This is a genomic window from Marinomonas sp. 63XJN7_7_ISO-PGPR-S23-202 (genome assembly GCF_056173505.1).
Window position 1 is genome coordinate 930,372 of sequence record NZ_CM149677.1, and the last position, 18,928, is coordinate 949,299.

An 18,928-nucleotide genomic window follows, 5' to 3' on the forward strand; every position below is an offset into this window, starting at 1 on the left:
TCAAAGTGTTGAGCTCTTCCAAGCTTCTTAATTTAGGAATATAAACCGTGAATGCTGAGGTCCTCATTCATCCACTCGCTTGTGAAACAAAATTATCCCAGATAGAACCAATTCCTTTTGTAATTCTGACAACGTACTGCTTTGATATCCTTAAGTTTCTGCTGTAATTTACTAAGTGAAGGTTGCCTGTCAGCTATGTGCTGCTGGGTGTTTTGATATTGGCTACTCGTTGCAATGTAGCTGTCTTTGCGACATTTGTCGTCATTGTGCTAACAACGTTTAGAATAATAGCTGCAAGTTCTAACCCTATTTTGTTAGCGATTTGGATAGCTGCTGTAGTTATGTCTGTAAGTTGGATAGGCTCAACGACTTCAATTCGTGAGTTTCCTTGAACATAGTCATGCCTTGATTAACTGTTCATTGAGCTTCCAATGACTAATAAAGAATCTTCTGGATAGTTATGAAAGTATCTAAGACTGATATGGTAAGTCAAAGGTTTTGCACAAATTTCAAGGGCGGAAATAATGATGACTGGAATAACCAGTAGTTCGAAAATCTTATTGTTTTTGAGGTTGTTTAGTTTGATTTTTACAGCGTCTCACATGCTTTCTTCTGTCAGTCTTTCTAAGGTGATGGCAATTATAGTGACGTTTTTTAAGATTTACTGAAAATTGTTTTTTGGACGGTTGATCGCCACTTTTTATTACAAAACCTTACCTATTATTGCGCGTTAATCCTTGATGAAAAAGGAGTTCTTAAACTAGATTAATATAGGGCCGAAGGAAGCAAAGGATGGCAATGGATTTTGGTTCTAGTTAAGAAACAGTTGTGATAATGAGCTGACACGGAGAGTAAATGTTTTCACGTAATAACATACCACCACGCATCCTTTTGGTTGATGACGACGCTAGTCAAATTACGATCTTAAACAAGGCCCTTAATGCTACTGGGCAGGTCTTTTTCGAGCAGAATGCATTAGACGCTTTAAAGCAGGCGATTAAGATTCGCCCTGATGTTATCTTGTTAGATATAGACATGCCTGGTATGAATGGCCATCAGGTATTGGCGCAGTTAAAAGACAACGAGTCGACTTGTAACACCCCCGTCATTTTTATTACTTCATACGACTCCGTAGAAGACCAGCTGCTATGTTTAAGAGAAGGGGCGGTCGATTTTATTGCGAAACCCTTACAGCCTGATGTTGTCGCTGCCCGTGTGACAACTCACTTAAAGCTACGCAATAGAGAACGTGAGTTAGTCGAAATTTACCAGCGCGCTCAAGTGACGTTAGATTCAATAGGTAATGCGGTTATTACGACTGACAAGGATGCGAGAGTCACCTTCATGAACTCAGCTGCAGAGTTAATGACTGGAATGTCATTGAGTGATGCAATGGGATGCTTTATTGAAAAAGTAATGCCATTAAGAATAGGTCATGATGGCCCTCCACATATCAACCCTGCGCGTATTTGTATCCAAGAAAATAGAGTGGTTGGCATAGCACTCAACTGCCAGATGATGAAACAAAATGGCCATTGGATTTCAATCGAAGACAGTGCCGCTCCGCTTATTTCACAAGACGGCGATGTCGCTGGCTCAGTCATAGTATTTGATGATATTAATGAGTCCAGAGCAATGGCTCTAAAAATGTCCCATACCCTTCAATATGATCAACTGACCAACCTCCCCAATCGTTTTTTACTGATGGAACGCCTTAATACTAAGATTGCAAGGTCTCAAAAAAATAATGCTAAAATTGGCTTAATTATGTTTGATATTAATCGCTTCAAACTCATCAATGAAGAATTTGGCTTTGAGTTTGGCGATGCATTGCTCAAAAAAATTGCGAAACGTATTAAATCTCAGTTGCAGAATAATGAAACACTCAGTCGGCATAATGCCGATGAGTTTATGGTATTGGTTCCTGAATTGAAGCGTCCAAGCGATTTAGCCAATTTAGCCGTGACGATTAGGGATCACGTGATGGAGCTAACAGTGCTACAGCCTGAGATCCATAATTTCTCAATCAGCATGGGGCTCAGTGTTTACCCTGATGATGCAGCAGATGCTCAATCTTTATTACTGCATGCTGATGACGCTTTGCATAGAGCGAAAACGGATTCTATACATGATGGTTTTTGCTTTTACTCTGAAGAAATGGAGTCTCGATTTATCTCAAGGCGCCAACGATACATGCAGCTCAAATCCTCCATTGCTGATAATAACGTCATTGCTTTATACCAGCCTATTGTTGATGCAAACACTGGCTCTTTAACGGCTGTTGAAGCGCTTATGCGCATTAAAGAACAAAATGGGTCATTGATTCCACCTGTTGAGTTTATTCCACTTGCTGAGGAAACACGTTTAATTATTCCGTTAGGAGAGAAAATGATTCAAATTGCCTTTGAGCAGTTGAAGAAGTGGTGTGAAGAAGGGTTAAAAATTCGAATGTGTCTAAATATCTCCCCAATACAATTTCTTGATCCTCATTTTGTTCCTTTCTTACTAAAAGCGATTGATGGGTATCACATCAGTCCAAAAATGATTGAACTTGAAGTAACGGAAAATCTGATGCGCGATAATTTACAGCAAGTGATTCGAGATATGGAACAACTGAGAGTAATGGGGATATCCATTTCACTCGATGATTTTGGTACTGGTTTTTCTTGTCTTAGCTATCTTAAGGAGTTGCCCGTTGATGTCTTGAAAATTGATAAATCTTTCGTCGCGCAGCTTAGCATTGACAAACCGGATGCAATTCTTGTTAAAACAATCACAACTCTAGCGCAAAGCATGAAACTAAAATCTGTGGCTGAAGGTGTAGAGTCGTTAGATCAGGTGCGACAACTCAAAGAGTTAGGTGTTTCCTATCTTCAAGGTTATTACTTTTCAAAACCAGTTATAGCCAACGACATAAAGAGCTACTACGAGATATGAATATAAAAAAAATTGGTTTTCTTACTTTCTGGCTTCCATTGTTGAGTGGCATTTTCATCACCTTAGCTGTCTCGTGGATTGTCGACTATAAGAACAATTATGAGGTTAATATATACACGAACAACCTAGCAAATAAAGCAGAAAAACTTATAGAGCAACGTTTTCAGCATTTTCAATATGGTCTGCGTGGTGCTAGAGGGGCGATAGTTGCTGTTGGGACTGACAACATTACTCGAAAACAATTTGAAAAGTATAGTGATAGTCGTAATGTAGACAGTGAGTTTCCTGGAGCGCTTGGTTTTGGTTTTATTAGACGCGTATCCGTTGAACATGAAAAGGATTTCCTTTCTCGTGCCCGTGCCGATGGTGCGCCTAACTTCACGATTCGAACATTAACTCCACACGATAGTGATCGATTCGTCATACAGTATATTTATCCTGAGGAAAAAAATAGACAGGCAATTGGACTTGATATTGGATCAGAAGCTAATAGACGATCCGCCGCATTATCGGCAGCCAGAGATGATAAACCTTATTTAACCGCTCCGATTACGCTTGTACAAGCAAATAAAAAGCCTCGTAAAGGTGCACTGGTACTTTTACCTATCTACACTGGCGCTGGTAGTCTAAATACCCCACAAGAGCGAGAGTCGGCTGTCGTAGGTTGGTCTTACGCACCATTAGTAATTGATGATGTACTTGTTAATCTTGCGACGTTAACGGATCAAGCATCAGTAACCTTAACCAACCTAACAGAAGTTGAACCATTTTATCGCTCAGGTGATAAGAAAGAACCTAGCTCAATGGAATATACAACAGCCCGTAATATTCTTATCTTGGGCCAACATTGGAGAATGGAGCTCACTCCATCATCAGAAGCAGTAAATAAAGTAAAGTCGTTGAGTGTTGGATTAGTGATTATTTTGGGTTTAGCGTTAACCTTGTTCGCTCTATTCATTATTAATTTATTAAGGGCCAATTCAATCTCTATTGATCAAAGTAACGAGATCTATAAGCTGAGTTTAAAAAGTATTTTAGCTTTTTCCAAAAACTCTCAATTCAAAAACTATTTACTATTTAGTCTCTTGGTATTTTGTCTTATATTATTAGTATCAGCTTGGCTAATTATTAAAAACCACTTTACTGAAGTAGCAGACCATTTGTCGAAAACAAAACAGTCCGTCATCTCAACGCTCAATGAAGAAGCGATCCGCTATCGTCGAGATACCCTTTTCCTTGCAAAAACACCACCAATACAGCTGTTAAAAACATTATCTATTAATAGAGGTGTAGGTTCGTCAAAAGAGAACCGCTCTCTTTCAAAACAGACAGATGAAAGATTAGAGGATATTTTTAAAGCCTACATGTTATCTAATACTAGTGTGTATCAAGTACGATTTATAGGAATCGCTAATGGTTGGCAGGAAAGAGTCAAGGTGGAGCGTAATGGCGGAGAGCTTGAAGTATATGACAAAACTGTACTCCAGTCTAAAGAAAAAGAACCTTATATTGCTCAAACACTTGATGTCGGTCGGGGAAATGTTTTTCAGTCCAATATTAATTTAAATCGTGAGTTTGGCAAGATAGAACAACCGATAAAACCTGTCTGGCGCTTTTCTACACCAGTATTTTATTCCGATGGTCGACCACTTGGTATCATCATTATCAATGTGGATGCTAATGATTTGCTGAAAAGAGTCGAAAATGGTGTTACGCCTGAAACAGAGTTATATATTACCAATAACGAGGGGAGCTTTTTGTTACACCCAAACCCATCAAAAGGTTTTGCTTTTGAGTATGGTTCTTCTAATCGGTGGCAGGATGAATTTCATCCAACCCATCAATTTTATAATTTTAGCAATTTTAATTTCACTGTTTTCAGTAGCCATAAGGGCAATGTATTTTCGAGCGAAAGTAATTTTTCATTAAGTAGAAATTCTAATAATCGGTTAATAAAAATTTATGCAACAGTCTCCCAGTTCTTAGTTTTTAAAAATATAGCGTTCGAAATTGGAGGAGTGTTCGCTGTTCTCCTTTTGATCGGTATAATTGGTTTTATCATTCAATACTGGGTGTGGTTGAATGAAAAAATACGTCAAAGAGATATTTTTAACACACAAAAAGAACTTCAACGAAAGAAAGAGATGACAAGATTCAAGGGGTTACTAGAATCTGCACCTGATGCGACTTTTGTTATTGATGAATCCGGTACTATTCAGATTGTTAATGCCCAAGCAGAGTATATGTTTGGTTACAGTCGCATGGAGTTGGAAGGGGAACCAATACATAAATTACTTCCAGAACATCTAAGAGAAATACATAAAACGCAAATAATGAAATATATGCAAGCGCCAAAAGCCATGGTCATGGGGGGTAAAAGAGAACTTTTTGGATTAGGTGCCGATGGAGAGCTATTTCCCGTTGAGATAAGTTTAAGTGCCGTCAATCTAGACGAGCAAATCTTGGTGTCTGCCTCAGTTCGTAATATAACTGAAAGACTTAAAGCGGAGGAGAAACTTAAACATGCGTTACATGATGCAGAGCTAGCCACACAGGCAAAAAGTATATTTTTAGCGAATACTAGCCATGAAATTCGTACCCCACTGAATGCGATTATTGGTCTGGGTTATTTATTGTCGGAAGAAAAGCTAACGCAGGCCCAACATCAATTGGTATCGAAGATTCAGGTTTCTGGCAAATCTCTATTAGGTATTGTTAATGATGTATTGGACCTATCAAAAATAGAAGCGAACGAAATGACTCTGGAAGCTCAGCCCGTTGAGTTACGGGAGTTATTCGAAGAGGTATCTAGTATCTTTGCCATCCAGGCAGAAGCAAAAAATCTAGAGTTTCATTGCGAGCTAGATCCTGAGCTGCCTTCCTGGGTGATTACGGATAGCACCAGGTTGCGTCAAATATTGGTTAATTTACTTAGCAACGCTCTTAAATTTACCACAATTGGTAAAGTTTCCATCAGTGCTAAGGTCAAAGGTACTAAACAAGAGTTGCCTGAAAATCATCTTAATGTACGGCTGACGGTGACAGATACTGGAATCGGTATATCACCTGAGGCACAAGCGCGTTTATTTAAACCATTTACTCAAGCAGATTCGAGTACTACTCGTCGTTTTGGTGGTACTGGTTTAGGCCTATCTATCGTCCATCAGTTAGTTCACTTGATGGGAGGTGAAATTGGAATAGAAAGCACCGAAAAAGTAGGTAGTCAATTTTGGGTGGATTTACCGCTAAGAATTCAAACAATCGAGGAAATTGCGGAACAAGAAAATCAAAGTCAAACGCTATTTGTATTGATTGCCGAAGATGACCCTGCTGATGCTCAGCAATTACGAAAATTGACGCGGGCTCTTGGGTGGCGATCAGAAGTCGTGAGTAATGGGGCCGAACTAGTAGATACATATATGAAACGAAAGGAGTATAACCTTCGAGCACCAGATGTCATTATTTTGGATTGGCAGATGCCTTTAGTGGATGGTGTAGAGGCTATAAATCTGTTGGCGAGCAAAATTGGACATGAAAACCTTCCTGCTGTACTTATGGTGTCCGCACACGATAAAGAGGCAATTACAGCCAATGATCCAGAGCATTATGCAAGTGGCTTCTTACTGAAACCAGTCGATCCATCATCGTTGTTTAATGCGGTAAATGACGCGGTAACACTCAATACTGGTAATTCTAATCGTGTACTGCAATCAACTCATGCCGAAGCCGTAGGAGCCAAGTGGTTACCTAATACTCGTTTATTGGTTGTTGATGACAGTCCTACGAATCTTATTGTTGTCAGCCATGTATTGAAGCACAATGGTGCATTGGTACAGACAGCGAACAGTGGTGAGGAAGCATTAGTGTTATTAGAGGATTCATCTAACGACTACGATGCTGTATTAATGGATGTTCAGATGCCCGGTATTGATGGCTTTGAGACAACAGTAAGAGTTAGAAATGATCTAGGACTGACTTTGGTACCGATTATTGCACTGACGGCCGGAGCATTAGTAGAAGAAAGAAAACGTGCATTGGAAGCCGGCATGAATGACTTCCTCACAAAACCTATTGACCCTTCAAAGCTCATTAATGTATTGCGGACATTGATAGAAGCTTATCGAGGCAAGGAGATCGCTATAGAGTCCCACCATTCACTAGAGTCTGCTCCCCCCACTGAAGCAGAGACATGGCCCGCCATTACAGGCTTAAACCTTGATAAAGCTAAGAACTTATTACTTGGAGATAAAGTACTTTTCTTCAACACTTTAGACGGTTTACTGTTTGACTATTCCAATCTATTATTGGCACCAGATGACCAGATCGATGCACCTGGTTCTGGGTCGTTGCGGTTCGAATTGGCGTCTCAGGTGCACAAGTTGAGAAGTGTATCAGGCATGGTTGGTGCAGAAAAAATACAGCAACTTGCTGCCCAAGCTGAACAGGTTTTGCGCTCTGAGCACGGTCTTGCGAAGCCAATACTAGTTGAACTTTCGCTTGCACTTCAGGATTTACAGCAAGCTGGCTCGCCTGTGTTAGATATATGGAAAAAAGAAAAGGGCGATGTGCTATCCTTTAAAGAAGAGGCCCCTGAGCTTCAACCAGAGACAGTGACTTATATCTCGACTCTATTAGAAGAACAAGATATGAATGCTTTAGAGGAATTTGATCGATATAGTGAATCGTTTCGCTATGCTTTGGGAAATGACCTCTTTGGAAAGCTTCAGGAAAACTTAGCGAAACTCAATTATAAAGAAGTCATTAATATTCTTAACTCGCTTAAAAAACCATAGGAAGTAGATGTTAGATGATACAAGTAAATCGTACTCCTGCTGATATTCTGATTATTGATGACGACAGTGCTGTTGTCATGGCATTGAACAAAGCACTAAATAAAGTCGGGCGTGTACGTTTTGCATTAGACGCTAAGCAAGCCTTTGCGATGATAGAAGAAAGACATCCTGACTTAATTTTACTTGATGTGGAATTACCTGACATCCGAGGTTTAGACGTTTGCTCGCTTTTAAAAGGCGACCCCAGTACTGAAAACATACCAGTACTATTTATAACTAGCAATACAGAAGTAGGGTTTGAGGAAAAGGTGTTTGATGTAGGTGCTGCTGATTATATTGTTAAGCCGCTCAAACCGAGAGTGGTTGCAGCACGTGCTCAAACGCATTTAGATTACAACTTAGTTATTAAGTTATTAGAAAAGCAAGCTCACACAGACAGCATGACTGGGCTGGCTAATAGACGTACTTTTGATGAACGACTGATGGTTGAGTTGAAGCGTGCTCGTCGTGAACAAGAGCCGCTTACTGTGGCGATAATTGATATTGATGAGTTCAAAAAATTTAATGATCATTTTGGTCATATAGAAGGTGACGATTGTATTAAAGATGTCGCATTAGCATTGGAAAGGAGACTGTAACTAATTTTGTGTAACTGCCTACCACAACATATTCTATTAAGAATTAAGGATAGGTAGATGCAAATGAACAAAAAAGAACTTGAAGCGTTCGCAAAAGAAGCCGCCAAGGGAATTAAAACGCCTGAGGATCTCAACGAATTTAGCCAAATGCTGAAGAAGATTACCGTTGAAGCGGCATTGAATGCAGAAATGGATGACCATCTGGGTTACGAGAGACATCAAAAGTCCACCTCAACCAATAGTCGTAATGGCAAGAATAGCAAGCGTATTAAGACGGAAGATGGTGAGTTTGAACTGGATACGCCTCGTGACCGAGAAGGCTCTTTTGAACCCAAGCTGGTCAAAAAACACCAATCCCGATTCACTTCTATGGACGATAAAATCCTGTGGCTCTATGCGCAAGGCATGAGTACCCGAGACATCGTCAATGCCTTCGATGAATGGTATGGTGCCGAGATATCTCCAACACTGGTATCACGCGTTACCAATGCGGTCATTGAGCAAGTGACTGAATGGCAAGCACGCCCTTTGGATGCCATCTACCCCATTGTGTATCTTGATTGTATTGTGTTGAAAATCCGCCAAGATAAACGCGTCATCAATAAATCGATCTTCTTGGCACTCGGTATCAACACTGAAGGTCATAAAGAACTCATGGGCATGTGGATTGCGGAGAACGAAGGTGCGAAGTTCTGGCTCAACGTCCTCACTGAGCTTCAGCAGCGCGGCGTAGAAGATATTCTCATCGCTTGTGTTGATGGTCTAAAAGGCTTCCCAGAAGCCATCAATGCTGTTTTCCCACAAACTAACATCCAACTGTGCATCGTACACATGGTACGCAACTCATTGAAATATGTATCATGGAAAGACTATAAAGCAGTGACGGCGGATTTAAAGCAAGTTTACCGCTCCGCAACGGAAGAAGAAGCCTTGCTAGAGTTAGATCGTTTCGGCGACATCTGGGACGATCAATACCCGCAAATTACCAAATCATGGCGCAATCACTGGCATCACCTCAATACGTTGTTTAATTACCCTGACGATATCCGAAAAGCGATCTACACAACGAATGCGATTGAGTCCCTGAACAGTGTTATCCGTAGAGCCATTAAAAAACGTAAAGTCTTCCCAAGCGATGATTCTGCGAGGAAAATGGTATACCTTGCCATTAAAGAAGCCAGTAAGAAATGGACGATGCCAATTCAGAACTGGCGCCAAGCAATGAGTCGATTTATTATTGAGTTCGAGGAGCGTCTCGAAAAGCACCTTAACTAAATGGCAGTTACACAGAATCTGTTACAGGGTCTTGGAAAGCAGCCTGAAACGCTCAACAGATTTTGCTGCAAGATATGGTGGCGAAGAATTTGCTCTTATTTTACCTAATACCAATTGCGAAGGTGCCAATACACTACTTTTAAACCTACTTAAATCTATAGAGCAGTTAAATCTTACTCACGCCCCAGAAGCTACGCACGATGTCGTTACTATATCTATTGGATATAGTACAGTGATACCAGAACAACAGTACACAAATGATTCCGACGACTGGGTAGTGGTTAAAGCCGCAGACCACGCGTTATATAAGTCAAAGAAAAATGGTCGGAATCAAATTAGCTATGAGCAACTAGTCAGTCTTTGAGTAAGTCATATATATTCTCGCAAACGGCGTTTGTCGGGTAGCCGGACGCGGTTGCCCGCGTCCAGCCCCCTAAGAACCGTGCATGCGCCTTTCAACGCACACGGCTCAAGCCTCCACTAAGGCATCTTTTGACACCCGGTTACCCAACTTCATTTTTGGCGTGTTGCTGACTTCTACGGCAATTGAGATGGTGCATTTGCAGATTGCTTGCTGCATCTGATCCACCGTCAGTCCGTTTTACAATACCGCGAACACCCCAAGGGGTGTTCTTTGTGATTGGATTCTGACAGGTAGAGCACATGCCATCTTGCCTCCGCCAGACACGGTAAAGCTTCCCGCGACCTTTCGACGAGTTCAGCATTTTCTTGCCCCATCGGGACTCGAAATACTGCTCCCATTGTGGGTCGTGTGGGTTCGCGTCGGCTTTGATCTTGATGTGCCGTTGTATCGGAGTATCCGATTCTGCAAGCAAGATACGCTCCCTTTTTGCTCCATCTCCTTTTTCTTCTGTTGCGGCAAATACCCAAGTTCGGGTGCCTCTGGTCTTGAAGTAGCGCTCCTTGACCCAGCGGGCTCCTTTGTTCGGGTGCCTTCTTACCGCCCATCGCCATAGCATTGACCAGACGTTGGAGTCGATTCGAGTAAAGGTTTTCTTGGCGACTACATGGCTGTGATAATTCGCCCATCCTCGTAGAACAGGATTGAGCTGTTTTATCAGGTCAGTCTGTTTAGCCGGTCTGTTGGCCTTTATGACTTCGCGGATTTTGCTAATATGCGCTTTGGCGTTCGCTTTCGACGGTTTCATCAACAGCTTACCGCTGTACTTGCGAATGTTCCATCCGAGGAAGTCAAACCCATCCTTGATATGCGTTACTCTGGTTTTTTCAGGTGACAGGACTAGTCCACGTTCCGCCAGAAATTCAACCACTGCGGGCTTGACCTCTTGTTCCAGCCACTCCTTCGAATTACCAGTAATAATAAAGTCGTCCGCGTAACGCACCATGTTCATTTTACGGCCCGTTCTCTTCGCTTTCGGGAACTTCTCCGGGAGCATCAATTCGAGGCCATCCAACGTCATGTTTGCCAACACTGGCGATATTATGCCCCCTTGCGGGGTGCCAGAGTCGGTGGGGAAGAGTTTGTTTTGATATACGAATCCCGCCTTGAGCCACTTCTTTAAAACCACCTTGTCCGTTGGGATATTGGCGATCATCCAGTCGTGACTGATTCTGTCGAAACAGCCTTGAATGTCAGCCTCCAGCACCCACTGCGCGCTCGCTTTTCGCGCCAAACAAGTGAAGCATTGTTCACCGGCATCGGCAGTTGAGCGTTCCGGCCTGAACCCATAGGAGTTCAGGTCGGCGGTGGTTTCCGCAATCGGTTCCAGGGCCAGCAGATGCAACGCTTGCATAGCCCTGCACTTCATCACGGGGATGCCGAGTGGCCTCGTCTTGCCATTTTTCTTCGGAATCATCACTCTCCGAAGCGGAAGAGGCGAGTAATTTCGCCGCTTCAACGACGCAATCGCGTTGGTCTTTGTCCTCGGCGTTTTCCATGTCACCTTGTCCACGCCGGGGGTATTCTTGCCTTTGTTTTCAGTCACTCGCTTAACGGCTAATGCCTTGCCGCAAAACGAGTGGGTCAGCAGCCATTGCAAAGCTTTCGCCTTGTTATGCCTGCCGGCCTGGGTGGCCTTCACAATACGCGTTTGCAGCTGTCTTACATGGCGCTGGACATCGGCCCAATTAATGCCGTCCCATGCCACGCCGGAAGGTGCACACGCCCGTGTTGCAGCATTCATTTGCTCTCCTCCCGTTCAGATGGTTCTAAAAACTCTCTTGTGAAGAGAGACCAAGAGGAAGTCTGCCCGCTTTCGCGTGGAGTGATGTTGCAATCCCTATCCGTCCCATTACAGGGCGGCGTTCGCTTTGTCCTCGATCCTGTTCCCGCACCGCCATTGGCAAGCCTTGCGGCCCGCTGTCCCCGAAAGGAGCGATACGGGGTTCCCACGTTCCACTTGCAGAAGTATGTCGGGTTAGGTGCCTGCTATGAGCCGGGAGGCGTGCGGGTCACGAAGGCGCACTTGAAAAACGCTCTTCCCACCTCCGTTACCATTTGGTTCAAGCGCAATAGCCATTTCCGCTTGTTCAACTTAACGACCTTTATCGCAGATTCACATGTGTTCACCATACCAACTATCTAGCACTACACCGGCGTATGGCTGCCAGAAGAGTACGCCTCTCGCGATTTGTACCCCGCACCTTACAGTGCCTCGTTGCATTGTCAGAGTCGCTCTTTATTCAGACTCCTAGATTCACCAAGTGACATTGGTGGTTCCCTCAGTTGAAGCGGGAACAACTTCTACAAGCGACTTCGTGTCGCACTTCAAGGTAGTTGTCGCCTAAAATAATTATTCAGGGGCGACTACCTTGAAAAACGCCGTAAAGAAGCAACTACTGTTATAGTCTGCATGGGAGCAACTAAAAAAAGCAGGCAAACGAGGTGGTGTTTCATGGGTTAACGAAAAGCCTAACTTACTAAATGTTGCTGTCACTCGAGCAAAAGCCAACTTACATATAATAGGGTGTTCAAATGATTGGGATAAAGCAGAGTATTCAAAAGTGACCTTTAAGCACGGCATGCTACTACCTATTAAGAATTTAAATCGGATAATCCTGAGTGTTTTGAAAGACAACGAAATTAAGCACAGCATACAAAAAAAAGAGTTCCAAATTGATTTGGCTGATGTGATCAAAGAGTTTCTTTGATCACAGTTGGTAAGTGGCTTGTTAAGGCTTCTAGGGGCCTTATAACAGGATCGGGCTGTTTAAAGACTTAGATTCATCATCAAACGTAAATCAGTGTACGTGACCAATATAGTTACAGATCAGGTCTGAGCTAGTACAAATAAGATCTGAAATGTTGATCGTGCTCAGAACTATGGACATATAATTATTTATTTTTGTGTTTTTAGGAACCTTCCATGGACATTAGCGAGAGCGTGTAAAGCCTGTTATATCAATGTGAAACTGATGTCCATGATTGATACACTCGTATTTAACGTATAGGAGAGCATCGAGATCATGCTGGGGCAAGGCGCTTGCTGATGACCTTACATGGAGAGTCTTAGACCCTTCTCTGAACAGTCACTTCTCGGAAGCGCTAATAAAGGGAGGTATCTGTTTTATCGACCCTAATGAGCACTATTCGTGAAAAATACAAAATTAAATAGAATTTGGGTCTTTTATTTGTGAGGATTATGAGGCTTTATCATTATCTGATTGCTTTACTGTTTTTTTTAACCAAACAGTAAGTCTAAGAGCACGCCTTCTCCAGATTGACACTCGCCATTGTTTTTTCGTTTTAAAGGCTTCTCTTATATAAGTTAGTTATAAGTCTGATTTCCAGTTTAAATTTAAATTATCAATATGGAACCCAAATGAACGCGTGGTACTTTCTTTGTCTCTTATCCGTCGTGGCGATTTTTATCGCCTTCACTAATCAATATGTCCTCAAATTACAAACGACAATAGCCATCACAACGGGCTCGGTGGTGATTTCTTTATTGTTAATGACGCTAGCACATTTTTCCAGTAATGAGTTAACGAATGCCATTCAAACCGCAATGGAGGGCATCGACTTTAATTTATTGCTGTTAAAGGGAATGCTAGGATTTCTATTGTTTGCGGGGGCCTTGGAGATCAATCTGCATTTGCTAAGGCATCAGCGCTGGGAGATTGCCATCATGGCGTTAGGGTCGACATTAGCTTCAACCTTTATCGTTGGTTTCTTAAGTTACGCGCTGTTTCATGTAGTGGGCTGGTCGGTACCACTGATTTATTGCATGCTATTTGGTGCCTTGATTAGTCCGACAGATCCCATTGCGGTCTTAGCAATTATTAAGAAAATGCATGCACCGGACAAAATTTCAGTACAGGTTGAAGGCGAATCACTGTTCAACGATGGGGTTGGATTGGTGGTTTTTACGACGATTTTTGCCCTAGCATTCTCTGGAGAGTCACCCACATTTCTAGGGGTCTCTCAGTTGTTTTTGGTGGATGCCGTTGGTGGGATTTTATTTGGTGTGGTCATTGCCTTAGTGTCTCACTGGCTGATTTGTCGCAGTAATGACAGTAGTATCGAATTGTTGATTACCTTGTGCATTCCAACGGCAGGCTATGCATTGGCAAACCTGTTGGATATTTCTGGTCCGTTAGCCATGGTGGTAAGTGGTATTTTCATTGGTAATGTCACTCGTACGGTGGGCTTCTCAGAGCAGAGTAAACAAACCTTGTCGCACTTTTGGCATACGGTTGATGCCTTCTTAAACGCCTTGTTGTTTATCCTAATTGGCTTGTTGTTAGTGGTGTTACCTGTGACTTGGACCGAGGCTGGGCTCGGCGTCTTAATGATTCCGTTAGTTCTATTGTCTCGCTTTATTAGTGTGGCCATACCCTATAAGGTATTTCGCCGTTATAGAACTTATGATGCCCACGCCATTAAGATTTTGACATGGGGTGGACTGCGTGGAGGGTTGGCATTGGCAATGGCCGCTTCGATTCCACGTAACAGTCTCATCATTAATGGCTGTGACTATCATACTTTGATGGTTATGATTACCTATGTGGTGGTGATTTTTTCGATTATTGTTCAAGGGTCGACCATATCACCGATGATCAAACGCAGTATTGAGGAAGGGAAAAACCAATAAGCGATCTTGTTCGCTAAGGGTGGCCGTTAGGGATGGCGTAATAAATCCCCAAGACCTGTCGGTTTTGGGGACTTTGTCTTCTTCAAGGAGTGGGTTATTGCGCTTGGCTAGATGCCTTAATGTGTTCTAATCGGCTTGTTTCTAAAGCATCGTTAGCACTTTGTGCGAGTTCTTCTATGTCTTCACCATCTTCTGGAAAAGCAGCAATACCGAAACAATAATCGAGAGGGTCCGCTTTGCCTTCTAATAATAACGCTTTTTCTGTATCGGTAGGGTGGATGATGTTGTTCAGCAGCTGCATCGCATCCTTAACACTGGTATTTGGCAAAAGCAGTAAAAGTTTATCGGGTTCGACCCTTGCTAGCACATCGGCTTCACGAATTTTTTTATAAATGTGGCGGGCGAGTGTTTGAATTCTTAAGTTGCGAACTTCCATGGGTAAATCGGCTAGACGATTATGGGCATCCAGGTGGATTTTTGCCATGGTCAATGGGGTGTATTGACGTTTGGCAAGGCCAAGTTGCTTTCTAAAGTGGGTTTTCGCTGCGCCTCGATTGAGTAGCCCAGTTAACTCATCGAAGGTGGCTTGAGTGCGTAAGTGGGCTTCAAGCGCTTTTTGCGGGCTGATGTCTTCCACAAAGCCAATGATTTTCTTAACACTACCATCAGGACGTTTCGTGTAAGTGCGTCCCCTTTCTTTTACCCAAATGTATTCGCCGTTGGCTTTGCGGATGCGGTACTCGCATTCGTAATAGTTTTGATGATGGATAACATGTTCAGTCACCGTATTATTCAGTCTTTCTACATCGTCTGGGTGAACAATCTGGTGCCATTCGCTAGTTGATTTAGGGGTTTGCTCTCGTGAGCAGCCGAGTAACAGGGCGATGGATGCGGAACAGGAAGTAAGATCGGAATCGGTTTCCCAAATCCATAAGCCTGCAGAGGATTCCGTTAACGCAAATTTTAGCAAGGTGTTTTCAGCATCGGCCAAATCCATGTGATCCGTATTATAGACGCACGCCAAGACATACTCGCCCATATAATGAAATTCGAGTTGAGTATTGATCTGTTTGGTGCCGATGTTCAATAAGCTTTCGCAACGATCAATGTCACCTTGTTGAATTTGCAGGCAGAGATTGAGCCAGTCCTCAACAGATTTTGCTTCTTCACTTAGTTCTACCCAAGAATCACCTGGAGCCGCGTTAAAATTTTCAAATAACATCGCGAAGCTGTGGTTGACAGCATTTAGCTTGCCCGTTTTGCTTTCTATGATGAAAGCGGGGGTTGGCATATTGATAAAAGCCAACTCAAAAGGGTTATTCACGGTGTTCATTAGCTCTGCTCCTCTTAAAACAAGTTACTCTGGTGTGAGCCAGCGAACTTGACAATTTGATTGGTCATCTTCGGCCAACAATTTTGTTAGCACGGGCAAGAAGTCTTTCGCCTCTTTTTCCAATGTCCAAGGTGGATTGACTATGATCATACCACTTCCGGCCATACCGCGTTCCAGTTCTGTATCACGGATGCACATTTCAAGCAGTAACACATTGCGTATCTTGGTATTTTCGATGTCTTTTAGCAAATTGTTTGCTTGCTTTCGACTAAGAACAGGATACCAAATAGCGAAAGTGCCTGTTGCAAAACGTTTGTAGCCATCTTGTAATGCCGTGACAACAAATTGGTAATCTTTTTTGACTTCGTAAGGGGGGTCCATGAGCACGAAACCACGTTTTTGCGGCGGTGGGAGCATGGCTCGAACGGCATCAAAGCCATTATCCTTGACCACATTGGCGCGACGTTTGTTAGGAAAAAGGGAGGCCAGTATGGGGTAGTCATTCGGGTGTAGCTCACAAAGATGCATCTTGTCTTTTGGACGAGTGTAGTAATCAACCACTTTGGGGCTACCGGGATACATGGTCAATGTGTCGTTAGGATTCATTTCTCGAACAATGTCGAGAAAGTGCTCGACGGCGTCTGGCAAGTGGTTTTCACCAAGAAGGCGAGCAATGCCTGTTTGGAATTCTTTGTTCTTCTGTGCTTGCTCAGAGTCAAGTAGATACTGACCAATGCCAGCATGAGTATCGAGATAGAAGAAAGGCGTGTCTTTCTTTGTCAGATGACGGCAAATTTCACTGACCGTAATGTGTTTTAAAATGTCGGCGTGATTGCCTGCATGATAAATGTGGCGATAACTGAGCATGGTGTTCCTGTAATCAGTGAAGGAGTGGAAAAGGCTTCCCTATGCCCAATGATAATATGGCAACATAGGAATATAAAGAAAAAGGCTGCCCTGTCACGAGGATCAAGGGCAGCCTTTGCGTCTTAGGCGTTTTTATTGAAAGATCATCTTATTGAATTTGATCCAAATCGCGAACAGCGCCTTTGTCTGCGCTGGTTGCGAAATGCGCATAGACCTTAAGTGCTGGTGAGACTTTGCGAGGGCGCACTTCGGCTGGCTTCCATGCGTCAGCTCCCTTGGCATTCATTGCATCACGGCGTGCTTGTAGTTCCTCATCAGTGAGCAGAACATTGATGCTACGGTTTGGAATATCAATACGGATGATATCCCCACTTTCTACCAAACCAATGGCACCACCTGCAGCGGCTTCTGGCGATACGTGACCAATTGATAAACCTGATGTCCCACCAGAGAAGCGTCCATCCGTCAGCAAAGCACAGGCTTTTCCTAACCCTTTCGATTTGATGTAAGAGGTAGGGTAGAGCATTTCCTGCATGCCTGGACCGCCTTTTGGTCCTTCGTAACGTACGATCACGACTTCACCCGCTATTACTTTGTCCTCTAGGATATTTTTAACGGCTTCATCCTGAGACTCTGTAATGTGAGCAGGCCCTTCAAACACTAGACAAGACTCATCCACACCGGCACTTTTTACCACGCAGCCATCTAACGCGATGTTGCCATAAAGAACGGCCAAACCGCCTTCCGTTGAGTAAGCGTTTTCGATGGAACGAATACAGCCTTCAGCGCGGTCCCCATCCAGAGAAGGCCAGCGAGTAGACTGGCTGAATGCGGTTTGTGTTGGAATCCCAGCAGGACCAGCTTTGTAAAGTTCCATTACTTCTACTGTGGGAGCGCGCATAATATCCCATGTTTCCAGTGCTTCTAGCATGGTACTTGAGTGAACAGTATGACATTGGTTATGCAAAATGCCGGCACGATCCAGCTCGCCGAGTAGGCCAAAAATACCACCTGCACGGTGAACGTCTTCAATGTGGTATTTAGGGGAGTTTGGTGCGACCTTACACAGTTGAGGTACACGGCGAGATAATTGGTCGATGTTTTCCATGGTGAAATCAACACCCGCTTCGCGAGCAATGGCGAGCAAGTGCAAGATTGTGTTGGTGGACCCGCCCATGGCAATGTCGAGAGTCATGGCATTTTCGAAGGCTTCGTGAGTGGCGATGGCTCTTGGCGCCCACTGAGGTTCATCGTTATCGTAGAAACGTTTGGTGATGTCAACAATGCGACGACCCGCTTCAACGAATAAACGATGACGATCTGAGTGAGTGGCTAAGACGGTACCATTGCCAGGTAAACTTAAACCAAGGGCCTCGGTCAAACAGTTCATTGAGTTGGCGGTAAACATACCGGAACATGAGCCACACGTTGGGCAAGCAGAGCGTTCATACTCAGCGACTTTCTCATCAGAAGCCGTTGGGTCGGCCGCAATGACCATAGCATCAACTAGATCCAGATTGTGCTCAGACAGTTTGGTTTTCCCCGCTTCCATTGGACCACCGGAAACAAAGATAACGGGGATATTAAGGCGCATAGCTGCCATCAGCATGCCCGGAGTGATTTTGTCACAGTTAGAAATGCACACGAGCGCATCGGCGCAGTGGGCATTGACCATGTACTCGACTGAGTCCGCGATAAGGTCTCGAGACGGTAGGCTGTAAAGCATACCATCGTGTCCCATTGCGATGCCGTCATCGACGGCAATGGTATTAAATTCTTTGGCAACACCACCGGCAGCTTCAATCTCACGACACACAAGTTGTCCTAGGTCTTTTAAATGAACATGGCCTGGTACAAATTGGGTAAACGAGTTGGCTACTGCTATAATGGGTTTATGAAAGTCATCATCTTTCATACCTGTTGCACGCCATAGAGCGCGAGCGCCCGCCATATTACGGCCGGACGTAGTCGTTTTAGAACGATATGCTGGCATTGGTTCCCCACAGTTTT

At 43.5% G+C, this 18,928-nt stretch carries 11 protein-coding genes; 6 read left to right on the plus strand and 5 right to left on the minus strand.

Going from position 1 to position 18,928, the window contains the following annotated elements:
• Nucleotides 1-855 precede the first annotated feature (855 nt).
• The 5 genes from AC0VYG_RS04245 to AC0VYG_RS04265 all read left to right on the plus strand — a co-directional run bounded on the left by AC0VYG_RS04245 (nucleotide 856) and on the right by AC0VYG_RS04265 (nucleotide 10,007).
• A complete protein-coding gene (locus tag AC0VYG_RS04245) occupies nucleotides 856-2,937 on the plus strand; it encodes a two-component system response regulator (protein ID WP_475431109.1) in 2,082 nt (693 codons plus the stop codon).
• The gene (locus tag AC0VYG_RS04250; protein WP_475431110.1) at nucleotides 2,934-7,730 is read left to right on the plus strand and encodes a CHASE domain-containing protein; all 4,797 of its coding nucleotides are present in this window, start codon (nucleotides 2,934-2,936) and stop codon (nucleotides 7,728-7,730) included. Before AC0VYG_RS04245 ends, AC0VYG_RS04250 begins: the two co-directional genes overlap by 4 nt.
• 14 nt (nucleotides 7,731-7,744) lie before the next feature.
• Entirely contained in the window at nucleotides 7,745-8,368 is a 624-nt protein-coding gene (locus tag AC0VYG_RS04255) for a GGDEF domain-containing response regulator (RefSeq protein WP_475431111.1), read from the plus strand.
• A 63-nt stretch (nucleotides 8,369-8,431) separates the two neighbouring features.
• Nucleotides 8,432-9,643: an IS256 family transposase gene (locus AC0VYG_RS04260; protein ID WP_475432512.1), complete on the plus strand. Its 1,212-nt coding sequence runs from the start codon at nucleotides 8,432-8,434 to the stop codon at nucleotides 9,641-9,643.
• A 31-nt stretch (nucleotides 9,644-9,674) separates the two neighbouring features.
• Nucleotides 9,675-10,007 (plus strand): GGDEF domain-containing protein, encoded by a 333-nt coding sequence (locus AC0VYG_RS04265; protein WP_475431113.1) that lies wholly within the window; start codon nucleotides 9,675-9,677, stop codon nucleotides 10,005-10,007.
• A 139-nt stretch (nucleotides 10,008-10,146) separates the two neighbouring features.
• On the opposite strand, the gene ltrA is transcribed toward AC0VYG_RS04265, so the two are convergent.
• A complete protein-coding gene (gene ltrA / locus AC0VYG_RS04270; protein ID WP_475429061.1) occupies nucleotides 10,147-11,808 on the minus strand; it encodes a group II intron reverse transcriptase/maturase in 1,662 nt (553 codons plus the stop codon).
• Nucleotides 11,809-12,417: 609 nt separating this feature from the next.
• The gene (locus AC0VYG_RS04275) at nucleotides 12,418-12,648 is read right to left on the minus strand and encodes a hypothetical protein (RefSeq protein WP_475431114.1); all 231 of its coding nucleotides are present in this window, start codon (nucleotides 12,646-12,648) and stop codon (nucleotides 12,418-12,420) included.
• Nucleotides 12,649-13,446: 798 nt separating this feature from the next.
• On the opposite strand from AC0VYG_RS04275, the gene AC0VYG_RS04280 reads away from it, so the two are divergent.
• A complete protein-coding gene (locus tag AC0VYG_RS04280) occupies nucleotides 13,447-14,718 on the plus strand; it encodes a cation:proton antiporter (RefSeq protein ID WP_475431115.1) in 1,272 nt (423 codons plus the stop codon).
• A 94-nt stretch (nucleotides 14,719-14,812) separates the two neighbouring features.
• Here AC0VYG_RS04280 and AC0VYG_RS04285 read toward each other — a convergent pair whose 3' ends face one another.
• The 3 genes from AC0VYG_RS04285 to ilvD form a co-directional block, all read right to left on the minus strand.
• Nucleotides 14,813-16,051, minus strand: a complete 1,239-nt coding sequence (locus AC0VYG_RS04285; protein ID WP_475431116.1) for a sensor domain-containing diguanylate cyclase — start codon at nucleotides 16,049-16,051, stop codon at nucleotides 14,813-14,815.
• Nucleotides 16,052-16,075: 24 nt separating this feature from the next.
• Nucleotides 16,076-16,918 carry a 23S rRNA (adenine(2030)-N(6))-methyltransferase RlmJ gene (locus tag AC0VYG_RS04290; RefSeq protein WP_475431117.1) on the minus strand — a complete coding sequence of 281 codons (843 nt, stop codon included), beginning with the start codon at nucleotides 16,916-16,918 and terminating at the stop codon, nucleotides 16,076-16,078.
• A gap of 148 nt (nucleotides 16,919-17,066) precedes the next feature.
• Nucleotides 17,067-18,911: a dihydroxy-acid dehydratase gene (ilvD, locus tag AC0VYG_RS04295; protein WP_475431118.1), complete on the minus strand. Its 1,845-nt coding sequence runs from the start codon at nucleotides 18,909-18,911 to the stop codon at nucleotides 17,067-17,069.
• Nucleotides 18,912-18,928 lie beyond the last annotated feature (17 nt).